The sequence below is a fragment of the Pseudomonas sp. ASL9 genome, from assembly GCF_056680335.1.
Genome location: NZ_CM155277.1, coordinates 1,133,550 through 1,150,016, shown reverse-complemented (window position 1 = coordinate 1,150,016; position 16,467 = coordinate 1,133,550). Strand labels below are relative to the sequence as shown.

Annotated in this window: 14 protein-coding genes, 3 tRNA genes and 1 riboswitch; of the genes, 14 read left to right on the top strand and 3 right to left on the bottom strand. The window is 56.7% G+C overall.

Going from position 1 to position 16,467, the window contains the following annotated elements; genetic code table 11:
- The first annotated feature begins 18 nt into the window (after positions 1-18).
- The 6 genes from aruF (at position 19) to astE (ending at position 6,533) form a co-directional block, all read left to right on the top strand.
- The gene (aruF, locus tag AC1ME2_RS05370) at positions 19-1,035 is read left to right on the top strand and encodes an arginine/ornithine succinyltransferase subunit alpha (protein ID WP_480439766.1); all 1,017 of its coding nucleotides are present in this window, start codon (positions 19-21) and stop codon (positions 1,033-1,035) included.
- A gap of 80 nt (positions 1,036-1,115) precedes the next feature.
- The gene (astA, locus tag AC1ME2_RS05365) at positions 1,116-2,141 is read left to right on the top strand and encodes an arginine N-succinyltransferase (protein ID WP_480439765.1); all 1,026 of its coding nucleotides are present in this window, start codon (positions 1,116-1,118) and stop codon (positions 2,139-2,141) included.
- Complete coding sequence (astD, locus tag AC1ME2_RS05360) at positions 2,138-3,607, top strand: succinylglutamate-semialdehyde dehydrogenase (RefSeq protein ID WP_480442012.1); 1,470 nt, start codon at positions 2,138-2,140, stop codon at positions 3,605-3,607. Before astA ends, astD begins: the two co-directional genes overlap by 4 nt.
- Before the next feature lie 185 nt (positions 3,608-3,792).
- The gene (astB, locus tag AC1ME2_RS05355) at positions 3,793-5,139 is read left to right on the top strand and encodes an N-succinylarginine dihydrolase (protein ID WP_480439764.1); all 1,347 of its coding nucleotides are present in this window, start codon (positions 3,793-3,795) and stop codon (positions 5,137-5,139) included.
- 59 nt (positions 5,140-5,198) lie between these two features.
- Positions 5,199-5,489, top strand: a complete 291-nt coding sequence (locus AC1ME2_RS05350) for a topoisomerase II (RefSeq protein WP_480439763.1) — start codon at positions 5,199-5,201, stop codon at positions 5,487-5,489.
- Between the two features lie 33 nt (positions 5,490-5,522).
- Positions 5,523-6,533: a succinylglutamate desuccinylase gene (gene astE, locus AC1ME2_RS05345; protein ID WP_480439762.1), complete on the top strand. Its 1,011-nt coding sequence runs from the start codon at positions 5,523-5,525 to the stop codon at positions 6,531-6,533.
- Positions 6,534-6,642: 109 nt separating this feature from the next.
- Here the strand turns inward: astE and AC1ME2_RS05340 are convergent, their stop codons facing one another.
- Positions 6,643-7,155 carry a 6,7-dimethyl-8-ribityllumazine synthase gene (locus AC1ME2_RS05340; protein ID WP_480439761.1) on the bottom strand — a complete coding sequence of 171 codons (513 nt, stop codon included), beginning with the start codon at positions 7,153-7,155 and terminating at the stop codon, positions 6,643-6,645.
- Positions 7,156-7,286: 131 nt separating this feature from the next.
- Positions 7,287-7,456: riboswitch (FMN riboswitch) on the bottom strand.
- 217 nt (positions 7,457-7,673) lie between these two features.
- On the opposite strand from AC1ME2_RS05340, the gene ltaE reads away from it, so the two are divergent.
- The 7 genes from ltaE to AC1ME2_RS05305 all read left to right on the top strand — a co-directional run bounded on the left by ltaE (position 7,674) and on the right by AC1ME2_RS05305 (position 13,632).
- Positions 7,674-8,678, top strand: coding sequence for a low-specificity L-threonine aldolase (gene ltaE, locus AC1ME2_RS05335; RefSeq protein ID WP_480442010.1), 1,005 nt, complete (start codon positions 7,674-7,676; stop codon positions 8,676-8,678).
- Positions 8,679-8,824: 146 nt separating this feature from the next.
- Entirely contained in the window at positions 8,825-11,443 is a 2,619-nt protein-coding gene (alaS, locus tag AC1ME2_RS05330; RefSeq protein WP_480439759.1) for an alanine--tRNA ligase, read from the top strand.
- Between the two features lie 96 nt (positions 11,444-11,539).
- Positions 11,540-12,775 (top strand): aspartate kinase, encoded by a 1,236-nt coding sequence (locus AC1ME2_RS05325; RefSeq protein WP_480439757.1) that lies wholly within the window; start codon positions 11,540-11,542, stop codon positions 12,773-12,775.
- Between the two features lie 183 nt (positions 12,776-12,958).
- Entirely contained in the window at positions 12,959-13,147 is a 189-nt protein-coding gene (csrA, locus tag AC1ME2_RS05320) for a carbon storage regulator CsrA (RefSeq protein WP_020290522.1), read from the top strand.
- Positions 13,148-13,207: 60 nt separating this feature from the next.
- Positions 13,208-13,298, top strand: a tRNA-Ser gene (locus AC1ME2_RS05315).
- Between the two features lie 107 nt (positions 13,299-13,405).
- Positions 13,406-13,482, top strand: a tRNA-Arg gene (locus AC1ME2_RS05310).
- Between the two features lie 73 nt (positions 13,483-13,555).
- Positions 13,556-13,632, top strand: a tRNA-Arg gene (locus AC1ME2_RS05305).
- Between the two features lie 40 nt (positions 13,633-13,672).
- Here AC1ME2_RS05305 and AC1ME2_RS05300 read toward each other — a convergent pair.
- Positions 13,673-14,179, bottom strand: coding sequence for a cell envelope protein SmpA (locus tag AC1ME2_RS05300; protein ID WP_480439755.1), 507 nt, complete (start codon positions 14,177-14,179; stop codon positions 13,673-13,675).
- Between the two features lie 308 nt (positions 14,180-14,487).
- Here AC1ME2_RS05300 and mgtE point away from each other — a divergent pair, with 308 nt between their 5' ends.
- Positions 14,488-15,930: a magnesium transporter gene (gene mgtE, locus AC1ME2_RS05295; RefSeq protein WP_480439753.1), complete on the top strand. Its 1,443-nt coding sequence runs from the start codon at positions 14,488-14,490 to the stop codon at positions 15,928-15,930.
- Between the two features lie 136 nt (positions 15,931-16,066).
- Here mgtE and AC1ME2_RS05290 read toward each other — a convergent pair whose 3' ends face one another.
- A complete protein-coding gene (locus AC1ME2_RS05290) occupies positions 16,067-16,396 on the bottom strand; it encodes an Arc family DNA-binding protein (protein WP_480439751.1) in 330 nt (109 codons plus the stop codon).
- Between the last annotated feature and the right edge of the window lie 71 nt (positions 16,397-16,467).

The following is a 16,467-nucleotide window of genomic DNA, read 5'->3' as shown; positions in this document are numbered from 1 at the left end:
CTGGTAAGGAGTGACACCATGCTGGTGATGCGCCCCGCGCAAATGGCTGATCTGGGCGAAGTACAGCGTCTGGCTGCAGACAGCCCGATTGGTGTCACTTCCCTGCCGGATGATGCCGGTCGATTGACTGACAAAATCGCGGCATCGGAAGCGTCGTTTGCGGCTGAAGTCAGTTTCAACGGCGAAGAGAGCTATTTCTTTGTCCTCGAAGACAGCGAAACCGGGCGGCTGGTCGGCTGTTCCGGGATCGTCGCTTCGGCGGGTTATTCCGAGCCCTTCTACAGTTTCCGAAATGAGACCTTCGTTCATGCGTCGCGTGAACTGAAGATCCATAACAAGATTCACGTGCTGTCGCAGTGTCACGACCTGACCGGCAATAGCCTGCTGACCAGTTTCTATGTGGTGCCGGAGTTGGTCGGTACAAACTGGTCGGAACTCAATTCTCGTGGACGACTGCTGTTTGTCGCCAGCCACCCGGAGCGTTTCGCCGATTCGGTGGTAACGGAAATCGTCGGGTACAGCGATGAACACGGCGACTCGCCATTCTGGGATGCCATCGGGCGCAACTTTTTCGACCTGAACTATGCCGAGGCCGAGCGCCTGTGCGGCCTGAAAAGCCGGACATTCCTCGCCGAGCTGATGCCGCATTACCCGATCTACGTACCGCTGCTGCCCGACGCCGCGCAAGAGGCCATGGGCCAGGTTCACCCGCGCGCGCAGATCACTTTCGACATCCTGATGCGTGAAGGTTTCGAGACCGATCACTACATCGACATCTTCGACGGTGGCCCGACCTTGCATGCGCGAGTGTCCGGCATTCGTTCGATTGCTCAGAGCCGAGTGGTGCCCGTGAAAATGGGCGAAATGGGCAAGGGTGGACGTCTGTATCTGGTTGCCAATGGCCAGTTGCAGGACTACCGCGCCGTGCTGCTGGAACTCGACTGGGCACCGGGCAAACCGGTGAACTTGAGTCTGGAAGCCGCCGAGGCCCTGGGCGCTGGTGAAGGCGCCAGCGTGCGCATTGTTGCGGTTTAACAGATCCGACTATTCAGTGTCTGGTTTGCAGGTTTAGCGAGATTCGCGGGCTCCCGAGGGAGTCCGGTTGAGGAGATAGCATGATCGTTCGTCCCGTACGCAGCAGCGACTTACCGAAACTGATTGAGCTGGCGCGCACTACAGGCCCTGGCCTGACGACGCTGCCGGCCAATGAAGAGCGCCTGGCGCATCGGGTCGGCTGGGCCGAGAAAACCTTTCGCGGCGAGGCCGAGCGCGCCGATGCGGATTATCTGTTCGTCCTTGAAGACGATGACGGCCAGGTGGTAGGGATTTCTGCCATCGCAGGCGCCGTGGGGCTGCGTGAGCCTTGGTACAACTACCGGGTCGGCCTGACGGTCAGCGCGTCGCAGGAATTGAAGATCTATCGCGAGATTCCGACGCTTTTTCTGGCCAACGACCTGACCGGAAACTCGGAACTGTGTTCACTGTTCTTGCGCGGCGACGCTCGCACCGGCCTTAACGGTCGCTTGTTGGCCAAGGCGCGATTGCTGTTCATTGCCGAGTTCCCGAAATTGTTCGGCAACAAGATCATCGCTGAAATGCGCGGCATGTCCGACGCAGCGGGGCATTCGCCGTTCTGGGAAAGCCTGGGTCGTCACTTCTTCAAAATGGAGTTTAGCCAGGCTGATTACCTGACGGGCGTGGGTAACAAGGCGTTCATCGCCGAACTGATGCCCAAGTTCCCGCTGTACACCTGCTTCCTCTCTGAAGATGCACGCAACATCATCGGCCGTGTACACCCCGACACCGAACCTGCATTGGCGATGCTGAAAAGCGAAGGCTTCAGTTATCAGGGCTACGTCGATATTTTTGACGCCGGCCCCGCTGTGGAATGTCAAACCTCGAAGATCCGTGCGGTGCACGATAGCCAGGCGTTGGTACTGGCTGTCGGTACGCCGGGCGATGACGCGACGCCGTTCCTGATCCACAACCGCAAGCGCGAAGACTGCCGTATCACTGCAGCACCCGCACGGCTCGCTGCCGGCACGCTGGTCGTCGACCCGATGACCGCAAAACGTCTGCAGTTGAGCGCAGGTGATCAAGTACGTGCGGTGCCTTTATCCGCCGCTAGGGAGGCTATCTGATGAACACACTTTATATCGCAGGCACCTGGCAAGCAGGGCAGGGCGAGCAAATTGAATCGTTGAATCCTGTCACTCAGCGCGTTCTATGGACCGGCCAGGGCGCAACAGCCACGCAAGTTGACGCGGCTGTGCAAGCCGCGCGTCAGGCATTTCCGGCCTGGGCCAAGCGCTCTCTGGATGATCGCATTGCAGTGCTTGAGGCGTTTGCTGCCAGCCTGAAAAGCCATGCGGACGAACTGTCGCATTGCATTGGTGAAGAAACCGGAAAGCCGCTCTGGGAGTCGGCCACCGAAGTCACCAGCATGATCAACAAAATCGCTATTTCAGTGCAGAGCTACCGTGAGCGCACCGGCGAGAAGAGCGGCCCATTGGGCGACGCTACCGCTGTGCTGCGTCATAAGCCTCACGGCGTGGTTGCTGTTTTTGGTCCCTACAACTTTCCGGGGCATTTGCCGAACGGGCATATCGTTCCGGCGCTGCTGGCGGGCAATGCCGTGTTGTTCAAGCCCAGCGAGCTAACGCCGAAAGTCGCTGAGTTGACGGTCAAGTGCTGGATTGAGGCCGGGCTGCCAGCGGGTGTATTGAACCTGTTGCAAGGCGCGCGCGAAACCGGCGTTGCGCTGGCGGCCAACCCTGGAATCGACGGTTTGTTTTTCACCGGATCCAGCCGTACAGGCAACCTGCTGCACCAACAATTCTCTGGGCGCCCGGACAAGATCCTGGCCCTGGAAATGGGTGGCAACAATCCGCTGATTGTCGATCAGGTCGAAGACCTCGATGCGGCGGTCTACACCGTGATTCAGTCGGCGTTCATCTCCGCTGGGCAGCGTTGTACGTGCGCCCGCCGTTTGCTGGTGCCTGAAGGTGAGTGGGGCGATGCCTTGCTTGCGCGTCTGGTAGCCGTCACCGCCACTATTGAAGTCGGTGCGTTCGATCAGCAACCAGCGCCCTTCATGGGCTCGGTGATTTCCTTGGGTGCTGCGCGTGCCTTGCTCGACGCTCAGGAGCATCTGCTGGCCAATGGCGCCGTGGCGTTGCTGGAAATGACCCAGCCACAGGCACAGGCTGCCTTGCTGACGCCTGGGATTCTGGATGTCAGCGATGTCACTGATCGCCCCGATGAGGAGCTGTTCGGGCCTCTGCTGCAAGTGATCCGCTATGCTGATTTTGATGCGGCCATTGCGGAAGCTAACGCCACCCAATATGGGTTGGCAGCGGGCTTGTTGTCGGACTCGGAAGAGCGTTATGAGCAGTTCTGGCTGGAAAGCCGTGCCGGTATCGTCAACTGGAACAAGCAATTGACCGGTGCCGCCAGCAGCGCGCCATTCGGCGGTGTGGGTGCCTCGGGCAACCATCGCGCCAGTGCGTATTACGCAGCCGATTACTGTGCCTACCCGGTGGCCTCACTGGAAGCGCCTCGTATCAGTTTGCCGGCTACGTTGACCCCGGGTGTAAAGCTTTCCTGAGCGCCGATCCCGTGTAGGAGCTGACTTGTCTGCGATAGGCCGGGGTTGCGCCCGACACGAAGGACTTTCAAGCGAAGGTGAATTCACCCTCTTTGCGAGCGCTTCGCACTCGATCGCAGACAAGTCAGCTCCTACAGAAAATCAGGAACCTATGCCCATAAAAACAGATACATGGAGCCTCGCCGATGAAATCATATGAAGTCAATTTTGACGGTTTAGTGGGGCCGACCCATAACTACGGCGGCTTGTCTTACGGCAACGTTGCGTCCCAGAGTAACAGCCAGCAGTCTTCCAACCCAAGGGAAGCGGCGTTGCAAGGCCTGGCGAAGATGAAAGCCCTGATGGAAATGGGCTTCACCCAAGGCGTACTGGCTCCGCAAGAACGCCCCGATGTGGCTGCCTTGCGCGCTCTGGGTTTCGGTGGCAGCGACGCGCAGGTAATACAGCAAGCCGCCAAAGACGCCATGCCGTTGTTGGTCGCCAGTTGCTCGGCCTCAAGCATGTGGGTGGCTAACGCCGCCACGGTCAGCCCGAGCGCCGACACCGCGGATGGTCGCGTGCATTTCACTGCCGCCAACCTTAATTGCAAGTACCACCGCAGCATCGAACACCCGACGACAACCCGCGTGTTAGGGGCGATGTTCGCCAATCAGCAGCACTTTGCCCATCACGCGGCGTTACCCGCAGTGGCACAATTCGGCGATGAGGGTGCAGCCAACCACACCCGTTTCTGCCACGACTACGGTCAAGCCGGCGTTGAGTTCTTCGTGTTTGGACGCAGTGCATTCGACACGCGTTACCCGGAGCCGCAAAAGTACCCGGCGCGACAAACCCTTGAAGCATCGCAGGCGGTTGCGCGCTTGCACGGTCTGAGCGAAGACGGTGTGGTCTTTGCCCAGCAAAACCCGGCGGTGATCGATCAAGGGGTATTTCACAACGACGTGATCGCGGTGGGTAACGGCGAGCTGCTGTTCTATCACGAAGATGCGTTCCTCAATACCGAGCACATGCTGGCTGAGCTCCACGACAAACTGGCTCGACGCGGCGGACGCTTCCGTGCGATCTGCGTGCCGCGCGCCGAAGTCGCGGTCGAAGACGCCGTGCGCTCCTACCTGTTCAACAGCCAATTGCTGTCCCGCGCCGACGGCTCGATGTTGCTCATCGTCCCGGAAGAGTGCCGTGGCAACGAACGCGTCTGGCAGTATTTGCAGCGCTTGATCGCTGACGATGGCCCGGTCGCTGAAGTGAAAGTCTTCGATCTCAAGCAAAGCATGCAGAACGGTGGTGGTCCGGCGTGCCTGCGGCTGCGGGTCGCACTCAACGAAACCGAGCTGGCGGCGGTCAATCCAGGGGTTATCATGACGGCGCCCTTGTACGCCACGCTGACCCAATGGGTCGACAAGCACTATCGCGATCGTATGAGCGAAACAGACCTGACCGATCCAGGATTGTTGCTTGAATGCCGCACGGCACTGGATGAACTGACGCAAATCCTTAAACTAGGCTCGGTCTATCCTTTCCAAATCAATTGAAAACCCGCGCCCTTGAAATATCGGGGTGCGAGATTTTCCTCTCAAAAGAGCACCCGATTATGAGCGACACCCTGCAGTTGATCCTTGAAGACACCGACGGCACCCAGCTGGAAACCTCTTGCACCCGTGTTGCGATCATGTGGCAAGGCAAAGAGCTGTGGATTCAGAACGATGGCCGTGGCCAGTTGCTGATCGGCGTCGATGTCGAAGAGGGTGACGCCGAATACGCTAACCTGTTGTTACGCCCATTGGCGACCAACCTGGTCAGCTTGCAACTGGAAATGGAGCCGGCTGAAGTGGGCGACGATGAAGAACATGTTCACGGTCCTGACTGCGCTCACGATCACTGAAATACCACGCCCGCTCAATAAGGAGCACGACGTATGCTCGCTCTCGGCAAGCTGCTTGAACTGACCCTGGCTGGTCATGAACCAGCGGAAAAGACTCAACTGACTGTCGAAGGCGTGCGTATGCGCTGGATGAGCGAAGGGGCGCTTGAAGTCCGTCCGCCCCAAGCGCGTGACAACGGCATGGATCTGCTGTTGTCCGCCGGTATACACGGCAATGAAACAGCGCCTATCGAGTTGTTGGATCAACTGATTCATGACATTGCACGCGGTGATCTAAAGCCGCGGGCGCGTATTCTGTTTCTGTTCGGTAACCCTGAGGCCATGCGTCGCGGGGAGCGTTATATCGAGCAGGATGTGAACCGGCTGTTCAACGGGCGCCATGAACAGACCAGCGGCTTCGAGGCTTTACGGGCCTGTGAGCTGGAACGTCTGGCGGCCAGTTTCTTCAGTCTGCCGGATCGTTATCGGTTGCATTACGACCTGCACACGGCTATTCGCGGCTCGAAGATCGAGCAATTTGCACTGTACCCGTGGAAGGAAGGTCGTCAGCACTCGCGCCCTGAACTGGCGCGCTTGCGGGCGGCAGGGATGGAAGCCGTATTGTTGCAAAACAAGGCGTCGATCGTCTTCAGCTCTTACACCTACGACAAGTTGGGCGCCGAGTCCTTTACCTTGGAATTGGGCAAGGCACGGCCGTTTGGGCAAAACCAGCAGGTCAATCTGCAGTTACTCGAAAAGCGCCTTAAGCAAATGATCGAAGGCACGGAGCCACCGCTTGAAGATCAGCCGCTCAACGGTTTGCAGCTATTCAGCGTGGCCCGGGAAATCATCAAGCACAGCGATGCGTTCAAGCTGAACTTGCCCGCTGACATCGAGAATTTTTCGGAGCTGGACCAAGGCTTTCTGTTGGCCAATGACCTGGCCGATACCTGTTGGGTCGTCGAAGAGCAGGGCGCCCGTATTATCTTCCCTAATCCCAAGGTCAAGAACGGCCTGCGCGCTGGCATTCTGATCGTGCCGACAACAGCTGACCAGTTGGCTTGAGCTTTACGCAAAACAATCCGTGGTGTCTAACGGATTCCCTGCGTCTGCTAGACCCCTTTCGCGAATAAATTCGCTCCCACAGTATCGGGAGCGAAGAGGTATTCGTGGACTAAACCGCGACTCTCTGCTGAATTTCGCCACGGCGCAGGCTGCGCAGTTTGTTCAGGGTGTCTGCGCATGTTTCTGCTGCTTCTGCACCTTTAAGCACGAAATGCTCGAAGAAGAACTTTTGGTGTTCATCGCCAGCATGGAAGTTATGCGGCGTGAGGACCACGGAAAATACCGGTATTTCCGTTTCCATTTGCACTTGCATCAATGCGCTGACGACCGACTGAGCGACGAACTCGTGGCGATAGAGACCGCCGTCGACCACCAGACCTGCCGCGACAATGCCTGAGTAGCGACCAGTTTTGGCCAGCAGCTTGGCGTGCAAGGGGATTTCAAACGCGCCACCGACTTCGAAGAAATCGATATCGCTTTCGGCGTAGCCCTGGTTTGCCATTTCAGCGACAAAACCTTTACGGCTCTGATCGACAATATCCTTGTGCCAGCAGGCCTGGATAAAAGCGATGCGCTCGTTCGGGTGGCTTTTGCTTTTGCTATCGATTGCGGTGAGTTGCATCAGTTCTGACTCCTGTTTATAAAAAAAACAGGGCGTTTTGGATCGAATGGGATTCAAGGGGGCGGCGCGATCACGGTCAAAACATAAAAGTGTTCATGACAATGCTCACGATCCGGCCTTTTTGGTGCCAATCCCGTTCTCTCTTCATCCGGACTATGACCGTCGGCCCCGGAATCACACCGAGTCTGCTGACCTTGTCGGAGCAGGGGCCGAAGCTACCTGGACCACAAGCGCTCGCGGGCTAAACGCATTGCGCGCTATTACCGCCGGTGGGGAGTCGCACCCCGCCCTGAGAACGTTGCTGACAGAATTTTCTGCCGGCGCGGAGTTTTTATCACAGTTTTCTCGAGAGCGCATGGACACTTTCGTACGGATGTCCTCGCTTTTTCTTATATCGAAGCGGTCGGTTCATGACGTGGCGACCTTGAATTAAGTGCTCAATGGCCTTAGTAATGAGCTACGGCAGGATTGTTCTTGCGTTCAACATCGATGTTTCAAACATCTCATGGGGTTTTATCGTGACGGTTATTGATCTACGCAGCGACACTGTGACTCAGCCCACGGCCGGGATGCTCGATGCCATGTCGCGCGCGCCATTGGGCGATGACGTGTATGGCGAAGATCCGACAGTGAACCGTCTTGAGGCTTATCTGGCCGATCAGCTGGGTTTTGCGGCGGGTCTGTTTGTACCCAGCGGCACCATGAGTAATCTGCTCGGTTTGATGGCCCATTGTGGACGCGGCGATGAGTACATCGTCGGTCAACAGGCGCATACCTATAAATATGAAGGCGGCGGGGCCGCGGTATTGGGCTCTATTCAACCGCAACCTCTGGAAGTCCAGGCGGATGGTTCACTGGACCTGAGTCAGGTACTGGCCGCGATCAAACCTGATGACTTCCATTTCGCTCGCACCCGACTTCTGGCGCTGGAAGACACGATGCAGGGCAAGGTTTTGCCGCAGTCGTACCTGGCGGCTGCGCGAACGCTGTGTGATGAACGGGGCCTGGCCCTGCACCTGGATGGCGCGCGCCTCTATAACGCGGCAGTGAAGTTGGGGGTTGATGCCAAAGAAATTACCCACTACTTCGATTCGGTCTCGGTATGCCTGTCCAAAGGCTTGGGCGCACCGGTCGGGTCAGTGTTGTGCGGTACGGCCGAACTGATCGGCAAAGCTCGTCGTTTGCGAAAAATGGTCGGGGGTGGCATGCGCCAGGCCGGGATTCTCGCTGCTGCCGGGCTGTATGCGTTGGAGCATCACGTCGAGCGATTGGCCGACGACCATGCCAACGCTCACTGTTTGGCCGACGGCCTGCGCGGGCTGGGCTATCAGGTTGAGCCGGTACAGACCAATATGGTGTATGTGCAGGTCGATGATCGGGCTGAAGCGCTCAAGGGCTTCTGCGCCGAACGGGGCATAAAGCTCAGCGCTGCGGCGCGTTTACGGATGGTGACGCACCTGGATGTATCACGGGTTCAGATCGAACAGGTCGTGGCGGCATTTGCCGAGTTCGCTAAAAGGTGATGCTGCCGACGATCCAATTGCTTGTCTCTATCGTACAAACACACTGTACCGACGGCACAACGCCTATATAATGCGGCCCTTTGCAAGTCGCACCCTCTTTTGACATTTTGCACTTGCCTCTGGCCGCCGTCTCCGTGGAAGAACCTATGAAAAGCGCAGAAATCCGTGAAGCCTTCCTTCGCTTCTTCGAAGAGCAAGGTCACACCCGTGTAGCCTCCAGCTCTTTGATTCCGGGCAATGACCCCACCCTGCTGTTTACCAACGCGGGGATGAACCAATTCAAGGATTGCTTCCTGGGTCAGGAAAAACGCGCCTACACCCGTGCTGTCAGTAGCCAGAAGTGTGTGCGTGCCGGTGGTAAGCACAACGATTTGGAAAACGTCGGCTACACCGCCCGTCACCACACGTTCTTCGAAATGCTGGGTAACTTCAGTTTCGGTGATTATTTCAAGCGCGATGCCATCACCTACGCCTGGACCTTCCTGACCGATGTATTGAACCTGCCCAAGGACAAGCTCTGGGTCACGGTCTACGCCAGCGATGACGAAGCTTACGATATCTGGACCAAGGAAATCGGCGTGCCGGTCGAGCACATGGTGCGTATCGGCGACAACAAAGGCGCGCCGTACGCCTCTGATAACTTCTGGACCATGGGCGACACCGGCCCTTGCGGCCCTTGCACCGAGATTTTCTACGATCACGGCGCCGACATCTGGGGTGGCCCACCGGGCTCGCCGGAAGAAGACGGCGACCGTTATATCGAAATCTGGAACAACGTGTTCATGCAGTTCAATCGCACCGCCGATGGCGTGTTGCACCCGCTACCCGCGCCGTCGGTGGATACCGGCATGGGCCTGGAGCGGATCAGTGCCGTGCTGCAACACGTGCATTCGAACTACGAGATCGACCTGTTCCAGAACCTGCTGGTCGCTTCGGCCAAGGCCATCGGTTGCAGCAACGACATGCAGCCTTCGCTTAAAGTCGTGGCTGACCACATTCGTTCTTGCGGCTTCCTGATTGCCGACGGCGTACTGCCGTCCAACGAAGGCCGTGGTTATGTGCTGCGCCGGATCATTCGTCGCGCCTGCCGCCACGGCAACAAACTGGGCGCCATAGGCAGTTTCTTCTATCAAATCGTTGCCGCGCTGGTCGCGGAAATGGGCAGCGCTTTCCCTGAGCTGACCCAGCAGCAAGCGCATATCGAGCGCGTGCTCAAGGCTGAAGAAGAACAATTCGCCAAGACCCTGGAGCAGGGCTTGAAGATCCTCGAGCAGGATCTGGCTGAACTCAAAGGCAGCGTGGTGCCGGGTGACGTGGTGTTCAAGCTGTATGACACCTACGGCTTCCCGATGGACCTGACGGGCGACATCGCCCGCGAACGTAACCTGACCCTTGATGAGGAAGGTTTTGAGCGCGAGATGGACGCCCAACGCGTGCGCGCTCGTTCGGCTAGTTCATTTGGTATGGACTACAACAGCCTGGTCAAGGTTGATGAGCCCACTCGCTTCATCGGTTATACCGCTACTCGCGCTGTCGCCAAGGTGATCGCGCTCTATAAAGACGGCCACGCAGTCGAGCAATTGAGCGAAGGCGAAGAGGGCGTTGTGATCCTCGATCAGACGCCGTTCTATGCCGAATCCGGTGGTCAGATCGGCGACTGCGGCTATTTGAGGGCGGGTGCTGTGCGTTTCGACGTGCGTGACACCACCAAAACCGGCGGCGCTTTCCTGCACCATGGTGTATTGGCGGCAGGTAGCCTTAAAGCAGGTGTCGAAATCGATGCAGAGGTTGATGCCGACGTTCGCCACGCCACGTCCCTGAACCACTCGGCGACGCACTTGTTGCACGCTGCATTGCGTCAGGTGCTCGGTGAGCACGTGCAGCAGAAAGGCTCGCTGGTCGACAGTCAGCGCCTGCGTTTTGACTTCAGCCACTTCGAAGCGATCAAACCGGAGCAGTTGAAAGCCCTGGAAGACATCGTCAACCGCGAAGTGCGTAAAAACTCCCCGGTCGAAACCGAAGAAACCGACATCGAGACCGCCAAGAAGAAAGGCGCCATGGCGCTGTTCGGCGAGAAGTACGGCGACAACGTGCGCGTGCTGAGCATGGGCGGCGACTTCTCGGTCGAACTGTGTGGGGGTATTCACGCCACTCGCACTGGCGACATCGCGCTGCTCAAAATCATCAGTGAAAGTGGCGTTGCTGCAGGCGTTCGGCGTATCGAAGCGGTCACTGGCGCTGCGGCGCTGGCCTACCTCAATGCGGCTGAAGACACACTCAAGGAAGCCGCGACGCTGATCAAAGGCAGTCGCGACAACGTGCTGGACAAGCTCTCGGCTGTACTGGAACGTAATCGTCAGCTGGAAAAGCAACTCGAACAATTGCAGGCCAAGGCAGCGAGTGCCGCAGGTGACGATTTGTCCTCTGCTGCGCTGGATGTCAAAGGGGTGAAAGTCCTTGCCGTACGCCTTGACGGTCAGGATGGCAAAGCCCTGTTGGCGCTGGTTGATCAGTTGAAGAACAAGCTCGGCCGCGCAGTGATCCTGCTAGGCAGTGTCCATGAAGATAAGGTCGTACTGGTTGCAGGCGTAACCAAGGACCTGACTGGCCAACTCAAAGCCGGTGATTTGATGAAGCAAGCGGCCGCTGCCGTCGGCGGTAAAGGCGGTGGTCGTCCTGATATGGCTCAGGGGGGCGGTGTTGATGCTGGCGCGCTGGATGCGGCGCTGGCGTTGGCGGTACCTTTTGTCGAACAGGGTGTTTAAGTCGTCCATCAAGCCTGCCGTTTGACGGCAGGCTTTGGCGCTTTCATGGGTTTGAATGTTTAATGGGCGCCCTTCACGGGCTGAGGCTGCTTTGAGATGGCTTTGATCGTACAGAAATTTGGAGGCACCTCCGTTGGCTCTGTCGAGCGAATCGAGCAGGTGGCTGACAAGGTTAAAAAGTTCCACGATGCAGGCGTCGAGCTGGTGGTTGTGTTGTCAGCCATGAGTGGCGAGACCAATCGCCTGATCGGATTGGCCAAGCAAATCAGCGATCAACCGGTTCCGCGTGAGCTGGACGTGATTGTGTCTACGGGCGAGCAGGTGACCATTGCCTTGCTGGCCATGGCCTTGATCAAGCGTGGCGTGCCAGCGGTGTCCTACACTGGCAATCAGGTGCGTATCCTGACCGACAGCGCGCACAACAAGGCGCGTATCCTGCAAATCGACGATCAGAAGATTCGTGCCGATCTGAAGGCGGGCAGGGTAGTCGTTGTCGCCGGTTTCCAGGGTGTCGACGAACACGGCAATATCACCACCCTCGGTCGCGGTGGTTCGGACACGACCGGTGTGGCCCTGGCTGCTGCGTTGAAAGCTGACGAATGCCAGATCTATACCGACGTCGATGGCGTTTACACCACGGACCCGCGTGTGGTGTCGCAAGCTCAGCGTCTGGACAAGATCACTTTTGAAGAGATGCTGGAAATGGCCAGCCTCGGTTCCAAGGTGCTGCAAATCCGTGCTGTCGAGTTTGCCGGTAAATACAACGTCCCGCTGCGCGTACTGCACAGTTTTCAAGAGGGTCCGGGCACCCTCATTACCATTGATGAAGAGGAATCCATGGAACAGCCGATCATTTCCGGTATCGCCTTCAACCGTGATGAAGCAAAGCTGACTATCCGTGGCGTGCCGGATAACCCAGGTGTGGCCTTCAAGATCCTCGGCCCTATCAGTGGCGCCAACATTGAAGTGGACATGATCGTGCAGAATGTCGCGCACGATAACACCACCGATTTCACGTTCACCGTGCATCGCAACGACTATCAGGCAGCCTTGTTGGTGCTGGAAAACACGGCGCGTGAAATTGGCGCTCGTGAGGTTGTCGGTGATACCAAGATCGCCAAGGTGTCGATCGTGGGTGTGGGCATGCGTTCTCATGCGGGGGTCGCCAGCCGCATGTTCGAGTCGCTGGCCAAAGAGAGCATCAATATCCAGATGATCTCGACGTCTGAAATCAAGGTTTCAGTGGTCATTGAAGAGAAATACCTGGAGCTGGCAGTACGTTCGCTGCACACGGCTTTCGAATTGGACGCTCCGGCCCGACAGGGCGAGTGACGCGTTGCCCGAAAGGCGCGGTTGATCCGCGCCTTTCGTTTTTTTGATCTGCGTAGGAAAGGTGTTCTTTTCTTTGCGCTAGTCAATACTCGGCTGTAGGTCTATGGCTCATCTTGCTGTAGGCCAATGCCGTTTTAGCTTTGCAGACTGTTGTCCCTGAAAGTAATGCGTGAGGAGAAAAGTATGTTGATTCTGACTCGTCGGTGCGCAGAAAGCCTGATCATTGGTGATGGTGAAATCACAGTGACCGTGCTCGGCGTTAAAGGTAATCAAGTACGAATTGGTGTCAATGCCCCCAAAGAGGTGGCTGTTCACCGTGAGGAAATTTACCTGCGTATCAAGAAAGAGAAGGACCAGGAACCAAGCCATTAATTTTTATTGAATTTTTGGCTTTGCAAACGGGGAAAAGGCGGTTATTATACGCCCCGTTGCGGAGAGGTGGCCGAGTGGCCGAAGGCGCTCCCCTGCTAAGGGAGTACACCTCAAAAGGGTGTCGGGGGTTCGAATCCCCCCTTCTCCGCCATTATTTATGTAGGGCGTTGTAATCGGGCTTGAGCGGTAAGTGTTTGAAATTACTCGTAAAAGTGCTTGACCAAACGATTAAACGATCTATAATGCGCGGCAACAAATGCACTCGTAGCTCAGCTGGATAGAGTACTCGGCTACGAACCGAGCGGTCACAGGTTCGAATCCTGTCGAGTGCACCATTTAAAGGGTTGTTTGCAGTAATGTAAGCAGCTTGTTTCAACCAGAGGTGATCTGGTCTATCAAATACCAAATGCACTCGTAGCTCAGCTGGATAGAGTACTCGGCTACGAACCGAGCGGTCACAGGTTCGAATCCTGTCGAGTGCACCAAACACCAAGAAGCCCGCATCTAATGCGGGCTTTTTGCTTTCTAGTGTTTACCTTTTACACATCCCTTCTCGTCGAAAACAATCTGGCTGCTGCGACCTTTCTTTTCGCTGTAGTAATAACGGGTTTCTCCATTTCGGCTGGCTATTTTATCCGGCTTCCCCAGAGAGCTCTCCACGTCCTGCGCGCTCATGCCTGCGCGGGCTTGCTGATTGATGATCGCTCGCCGTCGTTGTTCGCTGCTTATTTGATTCCCGCACGGGTCGTCACGCTGGCCGACGACGACCAATTCTTTGTTTTTCTGGCGATTGTCCGATGGCGCTGCGGCCTGTCTTGGAGTGTGCGTGGATTCGGGCAGCAGATTAATCACGGTGTCCGGTGGGGCGTTGTAAGCGCTTTGCAATTGCATGCTATGACCACTTGGGCAGCCTTGGGATGTGAAGGTAATGTTCCCTAGGCTATCCTCGCAGCGTTGAACTGTTGTGGCCGGCGTTAACAGGGGGAAGCAGAGTAGGGCGAGCAAGACGGTCGTTTGAGCAGTGGCGGGCATTCAGCGTCCTCCATGGCGGCTGTCTTTAGGCTAGTCGATGCTCGTTTTATAGGGCGCGTGCTTTCTTCTCAGGATGTAACCTCGTACACGTATTGATTCAATTTTGTCGCGCAAGCGCCTGTTCTGGCCACGTTTTTGTAGCGTGCGCCGCCCTCACGCGATGTATTATTGCGCCCGACAGCCCCGCCGGGGCTTGTGGAATACCTCCATGGACTTACCCAGTAGCTACTCAGAATTATGGTTTACCAATCACGAATTGACTGATTGATCTCCCTGGCGTGCTCCGCTGCTGGGAGTGGAGTTCGCCTATGACCGAAATAGAAGTAAAAAAAACGCAAGAAAGTCTGCAAGACCGCCTGGCTCAAGTCGTTGAGCTGCTGCATCGTCAGCGAGTGGTCGAAGACCTGACGCATCGTCAGGAAGGTCATCATCATGACCGCGTAGAAAACCTCGTTCACCGGCAGAGCCTCGTTGAGTTGCAGCGCAAACTTGATGACCTTCACTCCGCCGACGTCGCTCACATCCTGGAAGCCTTGCCCCTGGCAGAGCGTCTGACGGTCTGGCAGTTGGTCAAGGCCGAACGCGACGGCGACATCCTTCTTGAAGTTTCTGATTCTGTCCGTGAAACACTGATCGCCGACATGGATGATCACGAGCTCCTGGCTGCTGCCAGAGAGATGGACGCCGACGAGTTGGCGGACCTTGCACCTGAATTGCCGCGTGACGTCGTCCACGAACTGATGGAGTCTCTAGACGCCCAGCAGCGCGAGCGTGTGCGGTCAGCGTTGTCCTACGACGAGGAGCAGGTCGGTGCGTTGATGGACTTCGAGATGGTGACTATCCGTGAGGATGTCAGCCTTGAAGTGGTATTGCGTTATCTGCGCCGACTCAAAGAGTTGCCAGGGCATACCGATAAACTGTTTGTGGTTGATTACGACGGCGTGCTCAAAGGTGTGTTGCCCCTCAAGCGTCTGCTGGTCAATGATCCCGATAAACAGGTGGCTGCGGTGATGGCCAACGATCCGGTGAGTTTCCATCCGGATGAAGATGCTCATGACGCTGCTCAAGCCTTCGAGCGTTACGACCTTATTTCCGCGCCTGTGGTGGACAAGAATGGCAAGCTGATCGGGCGTTTGACCATTGATGAAATGGTCGACCTGATTCGTGAGGAAAGCGAAAATGAAGTCCTCAACATGGCGGGGCTGCGTGAAGAGGAAGACATATTCGCTTCCGTCTGGAAGTCTTTGCGCAACCGTTGGGCCTGGCTGGCAATCAATTTGATCACCGCCTTTATCGCTTCGCGAGTGATCGGTTTGTTCGAGGGGTCGATCGAGAAACTGGTAGCGCTGGCAGCCTTGATGCCGATCGTTGCCGGGATAGGCGGTAATTCCGGCAACCAAACCATCACCATGATCGTTCGGGCCATGGCGCTGGATCAGGTCGGTACCGGCAACACATCTCGCCTGGTGCGCAAAGAGCTGGCCGTTGGCCTGATCAACGGCGTGGTCTGGGGTGGGGTGATCGGAGTGGTGGCCTATCTGCTTTATGGCAGTTGGTCACTGGGTGTGGTCATGACCACTGCCATGACGCTCAACCTGTTACTTGCGGCGTTGATGGGCGTATTGATCCCGATGACGCTGGTGCGCCTGGGGCGAGATCCTGCCATGGGGGCTAGCGTGATGATTACCGCTATGACAGACAGCGGTGGGTTCTTCATCTTCCTGGGGCTGGCCACACTCTTCTTGCTTTGAATGCAATTAAACAAAAAAACCGCCTGAAGGGGCGGTTTTTTTTGGCTTAAAAAAGAGAAATCCTACGGCGATCCAAGAATAAAGATACGAATAAAAAAGCCAGTTTGGTGCTGGCCTGAATATGTTGATCTTGCTGTCAGGACTCGTCGTCGGCAGTGTTTTCAGTGTCGTGAGCAATCAGCGAAACAAGCGCATTTTGCTGGCGGTGAGAGAGTTGGCGAAAGCGTTGCAATAATTCGCGTTCGTGCAAGGACAGCTCGGGGCTATCGAGGCGCAGGCTTGGCTCGTCACCCAAGGCACCTTCCTGAATCAGACTCTGCTCAAGACGAGCAATGATCTCGGAATTCATGCTGCGGTGATGATTCTTGGCGACCTCATAGACACGATTGCGCATGCCATCAGGTAGTCGTACAACGAACTTGTCAGCCGTGCGGCTGGAATAAGTAGCCTGTTTCATAGGGCTCATATATTTAACCGGTTAGTTCAGAGGGAGCGGTTTTAGCAAGTGGCCGCAAGGTGTCATGTTATGACCGCTAT

Excerpts from the sequence above, each read along its gene's own strand:
- aruF (WP_480439766.1), top strand. The coding sequence starts at position 19 with ATGCTGGTGATGCGCCCCGCGCAAATGGCTGATCTGGGCGAAGTACAG.
- astA (WP_480439765.1), top strand. The coding sequence starts at position 1,116 with ATGATCGTTCGTCCCGTACGCAGCAGCGACTTACCGAAACTGATTGAG.
- astB (WP_480439764.1), top strand. The coding sequence starts at position 3,793 with ATGAAATCATATGAAGTCAATTTTGACGGTTTAGTGGGGCCGACCCAT.
- AC1ME2_RS05350 (WP_480439763.1), top strand. The coding sequence starts at position 5,199 with ATGAGCGACACCCTGCAGTTGATCCTTGAAGACACCGACGGCACCCAG.
- astE (WP_480439762.1), top strand. The coding sequence starts at position 5,523 with ATGCTCGCTCTCGGCAAGCTGCTTGAACTGACCCTGGCTGGTCATGAA.
- AC1ME2_RS05340 (WP_480439761.1), bottom strand. The coding sequence starts at position 7,155 with ATGCAACTCACCGCAATCGATAGCAAAAGCAAAAGCCACCCGAACGAG.
- alaS (WP_480439759.1), top strand. The coding sequence starts at position 8,825 with ATGAAAAGCGCAGAAATCCGTGAAGCCTTCCTTCGCTTCTTCGAAGAG.
- AC1ME2_RS05325 (WP_480439757.1), top strand. The coding sequence starts at position 11,540 with ATGGCTTTGATCGTACAGAAATTTGGAGGCACCTCCGTTGGCTCTGTC.
- csrA (WP_020290522.1), top strand. The coding sequence starts at position 12,959 with ATGTTGATTCTGACTCGTCGGTGCGCAGAAAGCCTGATCATTGGTGAT.
- AC1ME2_RS05300 (WP_480439755.1), bottom strand. The coding sequence starts at position 14,179 with ATGCCCGCCACTGCTCAAACGACCGTCTTGCTCGCCCTACTCTGCTTC.
- mgtE (WP_480439753.1), top strand. The coding sequence starts at position 14,488 with ATGACCGAAATAGAAGTAAAAAAAACGCAAGAAAGTCTGCAAGACCGC.
- AC1ME2_RS05290 (WP_480439751.1), bottom strand. The coding sequence starts at position 16,396 with ATGAGCCCTATGAAACAGGCTACTTATTCCAGCCGCACGGCTGACAAG.